At 72.4% G+C, this 12,568-nt stretch carries 8 protein-coding genes; 4 read left to right on the top strand and 4 right to left on the bottom strand.

What is annotated here, in order from left to right; genetic code table 11:
• Entirely contained in the window at positions 1–1,440 is a 1,440-nt protein-coding gene (locus tag AC5P1C_RS13810; RefSeq protein WP_493866076.1) for an MFS transporter, read from the bottom strand.
• Positions 1,441–1,750: 310 nt separating this feature from the next.
• Here AC5P1C_RS13810 and AC5P1C_RS13805 point away from each other — a divergent pair, with 310 nt between their 5' ends.
• From AC5P1C_RS13805 to AC5P1C_RS13795, 3 genes are all read left to right on the top strand, one after another.
• On the top strand, positions 1,751–3,547 hold the full coding sequence (locus AC5P1C_RS13805) for a fatty acyl-AMP ligase (protein ID WP_493866075.1): 1,797 nt from the start codon (positions 1,751–1,753) through the stop codon (positions 3,545–3,547).
• A complete protein-coding gene (locus tag AC5P1C_RS13800; protein WP_493866074.1) occupies positions 3,544–7,620 on the top strand; it encodes an acyltransferase domain-containing protein in 4,077 nt (1,358 codons plus the stop codon). The genes AC5P1C_RS13805 and AC5P1C_RS13800 overlap by 4 nt, the downstream gene beginning before the upstream one ends.
• Positions 7,621–7,690: 70 nt before the next feature.
• Positions 7,691–8,713, top strand: coding sequence for an alpha/beta hydrolase (locus AC5P1C_RS13795; RefSeq protein WP_493866073.1), 1,023 nt, complete (start codon positions 7,691–7,693; stop codon positions 8,711–8,713).
• On the opposite strand, the gene AC5P1C_RS13790 is transcribed toward AC5P1C_RS13795, so the two are convergent.
• Entirely contained in the window at positions 8,655–9,638 is a 984-nt protein-coding gene (locus tag AC5P1C_RS13790) for an acyl-CoA desaturase (protein ID WP_493866072.1), read from the bottom strand. The two genes, AC5P1C_RS13795 and AC5P1C_RS13790, sit on opposite strands and share 59 nt — an antisense overlap.
• Before the next feature lie 243 nt (positions 9,639–9,881).
• Between AC5P1C_RS13790 and ccrA the strand changes: the two genes are divergently transcribed.
• On the top strand, positions 9,882–11,186 hold the full coding sequence (gene ccrA, locus AC5P1C_RS13785; protein WP_493866071.1) for a crotonyl-CoA carboxylase/reductase: 1,305 nt from the start codon (positions 9,882–9,884) through the stop codon (positions 11,184–11,186).
• A gap of 17 nt (positions 11,187–11,203) precedes the next feature.
• Here ccrA and AC5P1C_RS13780 read toward each other — a convergent pair whose 3' ends face one another.
• Both AC5P1C_RS13780 and AC5P1C_RS13775 read right to left on the bottom strand, forming a co-directional pair.
• Complete coding sequence (locus AC5P1C_RS13780; protein ID WP_493866070.1) at positions 11,204–11,632, bottom strand: hypothetical protein; 429 nt, start codon at positions 11,630–11,632, stop codon at positions 11,204–11,206.
• A 35-nt stretch (positions 11,633–11,667) separates the two neighbouring features.
• A partial coding sequence (locus tag AC5P1C_RS13775; protein WP_493866069.1) for a polysaccharide deacetylase family protein occupies positions 11,668–12,568 on the bottom strand: 901 nt, incomplete at its 5' end.

Genomic DNA, 12,568 nt, shown 5'->3' with positions numbered 1-12,568 from the left:
TCACTCCGTTACGCCCGCGCGGACGGGACGCCTCCCGGCAGGACGCCGGTGCCGCGCGGGCCGCCGCAGCGTGGCGGCGGTGACGACGGCACCCAACAGGACGCAGAGCGCCGCCAGTTGAAGCCCCGTGTCGTAGCCGTCAAGGAAGGCGCTGCGCGGGTCGGCGCCGTCGCGCAGCGCCGTGCGTTCCGTGCGGGTCAGGACCACGCCGACCAGGACGACCCCGAAGACGCCGGAGATCTCACGGGCCGCGCTCACCAGGCCCGAAGCCATGCCGGTGCGCGTCGCGGGCACATCGGCGACGGAGCGTACCGTCAGCGGAGTCGTCAGGGCCGAGCCCGCGCCGATCAGGAGCAGCCCCGGCTGCAGGTCCCAGTACTGCGCGTGGAGCCCGGTCCCCGACACCCAGACCAGGCCACCCGCGACGAGGACGAGCCCTCCGGAGATCGACCAGTGCGCCCCCACCGCCTTGGCCGCGCGCTCGGCGAACGGCGTCGTCACGAGCAGCGCACCGGCCAGCGGCAGAAAGGCGAGACCCGCCTTGGTGGGGGAGAAGCCGAGCACCCGCTGGAGGTAGAGCGCGGTGAAGAAGAACACGCCGTTGACGCCGATGCCCCACAGCACCTGTGCCGCCGCGCCCCCGCTCAGCGAACGGCTGCGCAGCAGCCGCAGGTCCACCAGCGGCAGAAACGTCCGCGACTCGACGACGAGGAACGCGATTCCCGTGGCTGCCGAGAGCCAGAGGCAGAGCGGCACGGGTGGTGTGCTGAAGCTGTGCTCCCCGCCCCTGACCAGGCCGTACGTGAGGAGGAAGAGCGAGGTCGTGGACAGTGCGACGCCCGGCAGGTCGAGGAGCGGCAGCAGGCCGCGCCGCACGCGAGTGACGGCCCGGGGGACGGCGGGCACCAGGAGCAGGGCGAGGACACCGAACGGGACGTTGAGGAGGAACACCCAGCTCCAGTCCCACCGTTCGGTGACGAACCCGCCCACCACGGGACCGAGCGCGAGCGCCACCGCGAGCGCCGCGGTCCACAGGCCCACCGCCATGGCGCGCCTGCGGGCGGGCAGATCGGCGGCGACCACCGCGAGCGAGGCCGGGATCACGAGCGCCGCACCCACGCCCTGCACCGTGCGCGCCGCGATGAGCGTTCCGCCGCTGTCGGCGAGGGCGGCCGCCAGCGAGGCCGCGGTGAAGACGACGACCCCCGCGGCGAGGATCGCCCGTCGGCCGAGCAGATCCGTGAGCCGGCCCCCGGCCGGGAGGAGCGAGCCGAAGCTCAGTACGTAGCTGGTGGCCACCCACTCCAAGTCCGTGACGGTCAGGCCGAGGTCGCGCTGGACCGTGGGCAGCGCGACGTTGATGACGGTGTTGTCGAGCGTCGTGATGAAACCGGCCAGGGCGAGCAGCGCCAGAAGAGCGGTCAGCCTGGCCCGGCCCACGTGCGGCTCCCCTCGATCGCGATGCGGTTCCGCTGCCGGATTCTCCGGGGCCACGAGGGGTGCCGCTGCTGCCCGCGACGCCGAATCCGGCCTGGGGGCTTGTCAGCCGAGTGACAGAGGGTGTCAGACGATCTGTCAGCAAGCCGTCTTACTCACGGGTCACATCCGGGCGGAACCTGGTGCACCGCTCGTTCCGGTCCGCACACCGCTCGTTCCGTTCCCCGCACCACTCGTCCCGGGCACCCGCGACGCCTGTCCTGGTCCCCGCGACGCCTGTCCCGGTCCCCCGCGCAGTCCAGTTGGAGCCGCCATGTCACGACCGCAGAACCTCCAGCCGCCGGAAGGCCCGCTGCTGACCGACCACTTGGCGCACTGGGCCGCGAGCCGTCCGCACCAACGCGCCCTCACCTACGTGGAGTTCCCCGAACCGACCTCCCCCGGCCTGCACCACACCCTCGGCTGGCAGGGCCTCGACGTACGCGCCCGTGCGATCGCCGGGCGGGTCGCGGCCGTCGCGGGCCCCGGCGAACGGGCCGCCCTGCTGCTCCCGCAGGGCCTCGACTACACGGCGGCTTTCCTCGGCTGTCTCTACGCGGGGGTGATCGCGGTACCGCTGTTCGGCCCCGAACTCCCGGGGCACGACGGCAGGTTGGCGGCCGTGCTCGCCGACTGCGAGCCCGCGTGCGTACTGTCCGACACGGGTGCCGCCGCCGGGGTCGGGCGGTTCATGGCCGATCAGGGGCTTCCCCCGGTGCCGGTCGTCCTGGTCGACCGTCCCGGCGAGATGACCCCGGTCGCTCTGCCCGAGCGGCTCGAACCGGACGACATCGCCTACCTCCAGTACACCTCCGGCTCCACCCGAAGCCCGGCGGGCGTCGTGATCAGCCACGCCAACGTGGTGGCCAACGCCCGCCAGGCCATCGACGCCTTCGCGGCCGACGCGGCGAGCAACACGACGGTCGGCTGGCTGCCGCTCTTCCACGACATGGGCCTCGTCCTGAGTGTGGCCGCGCCCGTCGTGGGCGGCTTTCCCTCGGTCCTGATGGATCCGGTCGCCTTCCTGGAGCACCCGGTGCGCTGGCTGCGGCTGCTCGCCGCGTATCCCGGCACGATCAGCGCGGCCCCCAACTTCGCCTACGACTACTGCGCGAGCAGGATCGACAGGGACGAGGCGGCCGAACTGCGCCTCGACCGCGTCAAGGTCCTCATCAACGGCAGCGAACCCGTGCGCCCCGGCACGATCGACCGCTTCCGCGACGCGTTCGCCGACGCGGGACTCGCGCCCGCCGCGCACTGCCCGGCGTACGGACTCGCCGAGGCCACGGTGTTCGTGACTACCGACACGTTCGCCGCGCCGCCCAAGGTCCTGGCGTGCGATCCGCTCGCCCTGTCCGAAGGCAGGCTCGTCCAGCGGGAGTCGGCGGACCGGGAAGCAACCCACCTGGTCGCCTGCGGCACCCCGGAAGGGCAGGAGCTGCGCATCGCCGACCCGGCGACCGGCGCCTCGAAGCAGCCGGGCGAGGTCGGCGAGATCCTGCTCCGCGGCCCCAACGTCGGCCTCTGCTACTGGAAGCGCAACGGGCTCTCTGAGGAGGTGTTCGGCGTCCGCCCACCCGACGCCACCACCTCGGACGCGGGCTGGCTGCGCACGGGGGATCTCGGCGCACTCCACGAAGGCAGGCTGTACGTCACCGGGCGGCTCAAGGACCTGATCATCGTGGACGGCCGGAACCACTACCCCCAGGACATCGAGGAGACCGTGCAGTCGGCCGTCGACCTCGTGCGCCGCGACCGGATCGCCGCGTTCTGCGTGCCCTGGACGGGGACGGAGACCGACGTCCTGGTCGTGGTCGCCGAGCACCGGCGCGGCGCGGAGCCCACGGAGCAGGACCTGCTCGCCGCCCTGCGCACCGCCACGGCCGCCGTCCGGGCCCGGCACGGACTGCGCCTCGCCGAACTCCTCCTCATCCCGCCGGGCTCGCTGCCCAGGACGAGCAGCGGCAAGGTGGCCAGAGCGGCGGGTCGGGCGCGCCATCTGCTCGGCGCCTTCGGCGAGGGGGGCCGGGGCGGCGAGGGGGGCCAGGGCGGCAAGGGCGGCGCGCGATGAGGGCGGCGGGCCATGCGGAAATTCGCGCCGCGATCGTCGAGAGCCTGAGCGCCTGGTACGGCCTCGCGGCCGAGGACATCGCCGACGACCGCCCGCTCGCGGAACTCGGCCTCACCTCCCGTGACGCGGTCGTCCTGACGGCGCGCCTCAGCGACCTGGCGGGCACCCGGCTGCCCGCGACGCTGCTCTGGGAGGCGTCGACGATCGGCGCGCTCTCGGAGCGGGTGGCGCGCGGCGAACCGGAGCACGGCGGCGCGCCGTCCCCCGTGACGCGTGCCGGCCCGCCGTCCACGGAAGGCGACACGCCGGTCGCGGTCATCGGCATCGGCTGCCGGCTGCCCGGCCACGTCACCTCGCCCGCCGCCTTCTGGCGGCTCCTGAGCGAGGGCCGCGACGCCGTGGGCACCGTCGGCGACGACCGCTGGGCACCCTTCGTGCGGCAGGGGACGAGCCTGCCGGTCGACATCAGCAGGCACGGCGGCTTCCTCGGGAGCGGGGTCGGGGACATCGACGGCGTCGCGGGCTTCGACGCCGAGTTCTTCGGCATCGGCGCGGACGAGGCGACCGCCATGGATCCCCAGCAGCGCATGCTCCTGGAGGTCGCCAGGGAGGCCGTCGACCACGCGGCACTGCCCGCGCCGTCCCTCGCGGGCACCCGTACCGGGGTCTTCGTCGGCATCAGTGGCAACGAGTACGCCCATCTCACCACCGCGGACCCGGAGTCGGTCGGTGCCTGGACACCGCCGGGCGCGGCCCTGAGCATCGCCGCGAACCGTCTCTCCTACCTCCTGGACCTGCGCGGGCCGAGCATGGCGGTCGACACGGCGTGCTCCTCATCGCTGGTCGCCGTGCACCACGCGGTACGCAGCCTGGGAGCGGGCGAGAGCGACATGGCGCTCGCCGCCGGGGTGAACCTGCTGCTTTCACCCGCGGTGACACTCGGCTTCCAGCGCGCGGGGGCGCTGGCCGCCGACGGCCGCTGCAAGGCCTTCGACGCATCGGCCGACGGCATGGTGCGCGGCGAGGGCTGCGGCGTCGTGGTCCTCAAGCGCCTTGACGACGCCGAGCGCGACGGCGACCGCGTGCTCGCCGTCATCGAGGCCACCGCCGTCAACTCGGACGGCCGCTCGAACGGCCTCACGGCCCCCAGCGCGGAGGCCCAACGCACGCTCCTGGCCCAGTGCCACGACACCGGTCCCGCGACCGTGGACTACGTCGAGGCTCACGGCACGGGCACCGCTCTGGGCGACCCGATCGAGGCCTCCGCGCTCTCGGCCGCGCTCGGCGCGGGATGTGGGCGCGCCGGTGACCAGCCGCTGCTCATCGGCTCGGTGAAGACCAACATCGGCCACCTGGAAGCCGCGGCGGGCATCGCCGGGCTCATCAAGACGGTCCTCGCCCTGCACCACGACGAGATCCCGCCCCACCCGCACTTCACCGCACCGGGTCCGCACACCGACCTCGACGCACTGGGCCTGCGCGTCGTCACGGGCCCCGAGCCGTGGCCCCGTTACTCGGGCACCGCACGGGCGGGCGTCTCGGCGTTCGGCTTCGGAGGCACGAACGCCCACGTGGTCCTGGGGGAACACCGCATGCCGCACGGCCCACGCCCCGCGGCAACCGCCCCCGCCATCGCCCTGCTCGACGGCGTCACCGAGGACCGCGTACGCGCGTACGCGGGCGAGTTGGCCCAGTGGCTGACAGGGCCCGACGGCCGCTCCGTCCGCCCGGCGGACCTGGCCCGCACCCTGGCGGGCCGCGTGGGCCGGGGCCGACACAGGGCCGCGGTCGTCGCCCGCGGCCGGGAGGAGCTGACCACGGCGCTGGCTCACCTGGCCGGGCGGGAGCCGGACGGGCGGGTGATGGTCGGCGCGTCGGAGCCCGGGGCCTGTCCCGGGGCCGTGTGGGTGTTCTCCGGATACGGGTCGCAGTGGGCCGGCATGGGCTGCGAACTCCTTGCCGCGGAACCGGAGTTCGCAGCCGCCGTCGACCGCCTGGAGCCACTGCTGCGCGAGCACGCGGGCATCTCCCTGCGGGACTGCATGGATCCCGGCGCCGATCTGACATCGCCCGCGGTGGTCATGCCCGCCCTCTACGGGATCCAGGTCGCCCTCGCCGAACTGTGGATGTCGTACGGCCTCGAACCCGCCGCCGTGATCGGCCACTCCATGGGGGAGATCGCCGCGGCCGTCGCCTGCGGCGCCCTCGACGCGGCCACCGGCGCACGCGTCGTCGCGATCCGATCGCGGCTTCTGGCCGGGCTCACGGGTGGCGCCATGGCCGTGGTGGACCGCCCCGGCGAACACGTCGAGGCGCTTGCCGCCGACCTCCGCACGCTCCAGGTCGCCGTCCACGCGTCGCCCGCGCAGAGCGTGGTCACCGGTTCCGCCGACGATGTGCGCGCCCTCATCGAGCACGTCACCCGGGAGGGCGGCTTCGCCCGATCCCTGCGCGTCACCGGCGCGGGGCACTCGCCCGACGTCGACCCCCTGCTCGCCGAGCTCGCCCGGGAACTCGGCACCGTGCGGCACGCGCGGCCCGGCTGCCGCCGCTACTCCACGGTCCTCGCCGACCCGCGCGACCAGGCGCCCTGCGACGTCGACTACTGGGTGGCGAACCTGCGGCGCCCGGTCCGCTTCCGGCAGGCGGTGCGCGCCGCCGTGGACGACGGCCACCGGCTGTTCGTCGAAGTGGCCCCGCATCCCACGCAGTTGCACCCGCTGACCGAGACGCTGCGGGACGCGGGCGCCGACGGATCGCTGATCCTGCCGACCCTGCGCCGCGACACCGACGACGCGCTGATCTTCCGTACGTCCCTGGCCTCTCTGCTCGTACGAGGCGTGGGCCTCACGGCGCCCCGCCGGCGCCTGCATCCGGGCGCGCGCATCACCGACATCCCGCCACCGGCCTGGCGCCACCGCCGCTTCTGGGTGGGGGAGGCGCCGGGCCCGCGCGAGGAGCCACGTCACCTGCCGAGCGCCACGGACGCCATGGGTCCCCTCGACCGCCTCCGCGGCTGCGTGGCCGACGTCATGGGCTACACCCCCGACCGCATCGACGCCGACACTCCCCTCACCGACCTGGGCCTCGACTCGCTCACCGCGGCACGCATCCGGACCGCTGTGGAGCGGGAGTTCGGGGTCGATGTGGAGCCCGGGGTGCTGCTGCGGCAGGCGACGCCGAGGGGGGTCGCGGAGCTGCTGCCGGACCGCCGCCCCGACGGGCGGGGGCGAGGCGAAGCTCCCCGAAAATCCCGGGGTCGGCGCACGGGCGGGCCCTTCCGCGTCCTCGCCGACACGGGCCACGGCACCCCCCTCTTCCTGGCCCACGCGGCGGGCGGCACCTCGGAGGTGTACGCACGCCTCGCCGAACGGCTGGCAGGCACCCGCCCCGTCCACGGATTCGACCGGCTGGCCGCCCCGGAGGACGTCGGGCCGCGTGCGGAGATCTTCGCGGAACGCGTGCGTGCGACATCTCCCAACGGGCCCTGGATGCTGGGTGGTTGGTCCTACGGCGGCCTGCTGGCCCAGGAGGCCGCGCGGCTCCTCACGCCGCACGGCACGGTCAGCGCCCTGGTCCTGCTCGACTCCGTACTGCCCCTGCCCTTGCCACCGGGCCTGACCCCGGTAGAGGAAGCCCACCGCCGGTACGCCGATTTCGCCGCGCACATGGCGCGCACCTACCGCACCCAGCTCCCGCTGCCTTACGAGGAGTTGGCGCGCCGGGACGACGCCGAGCAGATCGCCCTCGTCATGAAGCTGCTCGAGCAGGCCGTCGACCTGCCCCAGGCCATCCTCGACCACCAGCGCACCTCGGCCCTCGACCTGCGCAGCGGCGAACGCCACACGCCCGGCCCATACACCGGCCGGACCCTCCTCTACCGGGCGACCGAACCGGCCCCGCACACCGTGCGCGACGTCCGCTACGAGCGGGACGACGCGAGCCTCGGCTGGGACGTCCACTGCACCGACCTCACGGTCACGCCGCTGCCGGGCCACCATCTCTCCCTGCTCGACCCTCCGGTGGTGGACACGCTCGCGGGGCTCCTGAACCGCGACCTGCCCGACGCCTGATCCGCACGCCCGCACGCCGTGCCCAGCACGCCGCGCCCGCACGCACTCCTGCCGAAAAGAGAGGACCACCATGCCGCAGAAGCACCGCAGGCCCCGCAGGAAACTCGCCGCCATCGCCGCGGTCACCGCCCTCCTCGCCACCGGCGGCGCCCTGGGCACCTCCACCGCCCTCGGGTCGCCCACCGTGTCGTCGACGGCGGCCCGAGCCGCCGAAGGCCCGCGGGTCGTCGGCGAGAAGTGGCTCGACTCCCGCACCGTCGACCTCACCATCGCCTCACCCGCCGTGGGCAAAGAGCTCCCGGTGCGCGTCATCCTGCCGACCCGCTTCAAGGAACTGCCGGACCGCACCTGGCCCGTGCTCTACCTCCTCCAGGGCGCGCACGACGACTACACCTCCTGGACCCGCGAGACGGACGTCGAGGAGTTCCTGGCCGACAAGGACGTCATCACCGTCATCCCGGCGTCGGGTCCCACCGGCATCCCCACCGACTGGTGGAACCACGGCAGCCCCTCGGCCCCCGACTACGAGGCCTTCCAGGTCGAGGAGTTGACGGGCCTGCTCCGCGACACCTACCGCGCGAACGGCACCCGCGCCGTCGCCGGAGTCTCCACCGGCGGCTACGGCGCCATGGCGTTCGCCGCCCGGCACCCCGGCACCTTCGGCGCGGCCGCTTCGTACAGCGGCGTCCTGGACACGACGGCCCTGGGCATGCCGACGGTGATGAACGCCATCGTCGCCCGGGAGCTCCAGCTCCCCTCGGCCCTGTGGGGCAGCCCCTTCCTGCACCGCGAGAACTGGAACCGCCACAACCCGGCGGCCCTGGCCGGGCACCTCGCGGGAACCCGGCTCTACGTCTCCCAGGGCAGCGGCATCCCCAGCAGCGACTTCGGCAACCTCGAAGGGGCGGTTCTGGAGGGCACCCTGTGGGGCCAAGCGCACGGTTTCGCCCGGCAGTTGGACCGGGCCGGTGTCCCGGCGACCGTGCACTTCTACGGTGGCGGCTCGCACGCCTGGCCGTCCTGGCAGCGGGAGTTCAAGGCTTCCTGGCCGACGCTGGCGGCGGGCCTTGGGCTTCCCGCGGGGGCGTCCTGACGTCGGCGGAGAGGCGGGCGATGCGCCGCTCGTCCGGCCACCGCACCGAGCTTGCCCACGAGGCGAGTTCGAAGAGGCGTATGAGGCGGGCGCTGGAGTCGAGCTGGCCGCGCAGCACCCCGTGCCGGGCGGAGGTCGGGTCGGCGTGGTGGAGGTTGTGCCAGGACTCGCCTCCGGAGAGCGGGGCGAGCCACCACACGTTCCCGGAGCGGTCCCGGACCCGGAAGGGCCGGTCACCGCTGATGTGGCAGATCGAGTTGATCGACCAGGTGACGTGATGGAGCAGACCGATGCGCACGAGGCCCGCCCAGAAGAAGGCGGACCAGGCGGCTCCGGAGTCCCAGGCGCCCTCACCCCAGAGACCTCCCACCACCGCGGGCGCGCCGAACGAGAACAGCACGATCAGCGGCTGCCAGCGCGCCACCAGGACCAGGTCACGGTCGGCGAGGAGGTCGGGGACGTACTTGCGCTGGTCCGTCTTGTCGTTGTTGAAGGTCCAGCCCACGTGCGCCCAGACCATGCCCTTGAGCAGGGCGCGCACGGAGGTCCCGAACCGCCAGGGGGAGTGCGGGTCTCCAGGCCGGTCCGCGAACCGGTGATGGCGGCGGTGATCGGCACACCACGTGATCGCGTCGCCCTCGACGGCCATCGTCCCGGCCACCGCGAGGGCGATCTTGAGGGGGCGGGCTGCCTTGAACGCCTTGTGCGTGAACAGGCGGTGGTAGCCGATCGTGATGCCGTGCACGGCGACGGCGTACATCACCGCGCCGATCACCAGGTCGTGCCAGGTGACGCCCCAGCCCCACAGCACGACGACGGAGGCGATCACCGCGACAAAGGGGATGCCGACGAACACCCCCACCACGACCCGGTCAGCCGTGCCCATCCGTTCGCCCCGAGCGGCGTTCGTGCCTTCTTCTGCCATGGGTCCACTCACCTTTCCGTGCGGATGAGCCGGACATTAGCGAGGGAAAGGGAAAGGCCTCTACTCGGAAAGTGATGACCGTACGACGGATCGATTGGCGATCCTGGTGGATTGGAGCCGATCGGCTTGTGGGGGAGGGTGTTCCGCAGCACTGTATGGGACCGCACTGTACGAATCCGCAATGCACGAATCCGCACCGCGCGAACCCACATCGTTGTCCAGCTGTGCCGAAGGAGGAGCGTCATGGATGTGCTCGCAGAGGCAGTCGTCACGGGAGCCGGCGCGGACGAGTTGCGCCGGCTTCCCGTACCCGCCGAATTCACCGCCGCGCATCTGAGGAAAGAAGATGTGGAGAGTTTCACGGGGGTGGCGGACAAAGACGTCCGTAAGACACTTCACGTGAGTTCCGTGCCGATGCCGGAACTCGCCCCGGACGAAGTCCTGGTGGCCGTCATGGCGAGCGGGATCAACTACAACACCGTGTGGTCGGCGATGTTCGAGCCGATATCCACCTTTGCCTTTCTGCGGCACTTCGGTGCGAAAGGCGGATGGGCGGCGCGGCACGATCAGCCGTATCACGTGGTCGGTTCGGACGCGGCCGGGGTCGTCGTCCGTACGGGTGCCGGGGTGCGCCGCTGGAGCATCGGCGACGAGGTCGTGGTCACCCCCGCCTACGTCGACGACGAGGAACCGGCGACCCACGCCGACGGCATGCTCGGCGACTCCCAGCTTGCCTGGGGCTTCGAGACCAACTTCGGCGGCCTCGCCCACTACTGCGTGGCCCGCGCCAGTCAACTGCTTCCCAAGTCCGACCAGTTGACCTGGGAAGAGGCGGCAGGCAACCCGCTGTGCGCGGGCACCGCCTATCGCATGCTGGTCAGCGACCGCGGCGCGCGCATGACGCAGGGCGACATCGTGCTGATCTGGGGCGCCGCGGGCGGCCTCGGCGCGTACGCCGCGCAGCTCGTGCGCAACGGCGGCGGCATCGCGGTGGGCGTGGTCGGCAGCGAGGAGAAGGCGGAACGCGCCCGCGCCTACGGCTGCCATGCGGTGATCAACCGAGCCGAGGTCGGTCTGACCGGCGACGCCCCGGACGATCCGGCGGCGGTCGGCAAGAAGCTCGGCAAGCGGATCCGCGCCGCGGTGGGGGAGGACCCGCACATCGTGTTCGAGCATGTCGGCCGGGCGACCTTCGGCGTCTCCGTGTTCGTGGTCCGCCGGGGTGGCGCCGTCGTCACCTGCGGATCGAGCACCGGCTATCTCCACGAGTTCGACAACCGCTACCTCTGGATGCGCCTCAAGCGTGTCATCGGCAGCCACGGAGCCAACCTCCAGGAACAGGCCGCGGTGGCCCGCCTCCTGGACCTCGGCCACATCCGGCCCGCCCTGTCGGTGACGTACGACCTCCAGGACACCGCGGAAGCCGCCCGCCTCGTCCAGCGCAACCGGCACACCGGGAAGGTCGGCGTCCTGGCGCTCGCGCCCCGTACCGGACTGGGGAAGAGGGACGTCCAGGGTGAGGCGTTGACGCGTCGACGCGCGCTGTGAGGGCGTGACCGCACGGTTCAGCGGACCGTCACGGTGACGACGGGCGAGATGGCGCCGCCGCCGACGATGCGCAGGGAATTGCGGCCCTTGAGGCCGAGCTTGACCCGCATGTTGTACGTGGCCGCGCGCGTGGTGTTCACCGACGCGGGGAGCGACACCCACCGCTTGCCCTGCTTCTGCTGCAGCGTCACGCGCGTGCCGGTCCGCATGTGGTGGCTGACTCCGTAGACGCGGAACTGCTGCCAGGCGCGCACGCTGCCCACGGTCGCCTTCGCCGTCAGTGTCGGACGCGGGGCCGCGCTCGCGGCGGCCCCGGGTGTCTGCGGGCCGTGCGGGCTCACGGCGCCGGCGCCTGCCGCCGCGGGGCCCGCAAGGACGGCGAGGGCCACGACGCCCGTCACGGACAGGTACTTCACCGATGCGCACTTCAGGTTCAACCGGTTCACGCTCAACTTCTTTTCTCCATCTCTCTGTTGACCTGTCACTGAGTCGCTTTGCCGAGAAAGCTCTTCCAGCCGCCCGCGGGCGCCTGGCCCACCTCGAGCCCGCGCAGCCTGGCGAGGACGGCCGGGTCCTGGACGTCGAGCCAGTCGACGAACTGCCGGAAGGAGACCAGGCGCACGTCCTTCTTCCCGGCCATCGCCTTGAGGGCTTCCTCGACGGCGTCCATGTAGATGCCGCCGTTCCACTCCTCGAAGTGGTTGCCGATGAAGAAGGGCGCACGGTTCGTCTCGTACGCGCGCCGGAAGCCGGCGAGGTATGACTGGGTGGCCTGGGTGCGCCAGCCGGGATAGTTGTACGAGGGTGCCCGCGTCGAGTTCTTCGACTGGTTGGCCAGGACGTTGTAGTCCATGGACAGGACCTCGAAGGAGTGCCCGGGGAACGGGATCTGCTGGAGCGGCAGGTCCCACACCCCCAGGCGCTTCTCCGGCCACCGCTGTGATCCGCCGGGTGACGACGAGTCGTAGCGCCAGCCCCGCTCGCGGGCGACGGGCAGCAGATTGTTCTGGCCGAGGAGGCAGGGCGTACGGCCGCCGACGAGTTCCTTGTCGTAGTCGAAGGGCAGCGACGGCAGATCGGTCCAGCCGGTGTTCGTGCGCCATTCCTTGACGAAGGAGGCGGCCTGGTCGATCTCGCTGTGCCATTGCGCGGGCGTCCAGTTGGCGACGCTGCCGGTGCCGGTGCAGAAGTGCCCGTTGAAGTGCGTGCCGATCTCATGGCCCTCGAGCCAGGCCTGGCGGACGTACTTCAGCGTCTCCTTGATGTGGTCGTCGGTGAGATAGCCGATGTCGGAGGCGCCGACCCTATTGTTCGGCGGCTTGTAGAGCCGCTTCTTCGACTCCGGCAGGAGATAGAGCCCGGACAGGAAGAACGTCATCTTC

The organism is Streptomyces sp. A18 (assembly GCF_059026065.1).
Note: the sequence above shows the minus strand (reverse complement) of the source record. Positions and strands in the feature narration are given on the sequence as shown.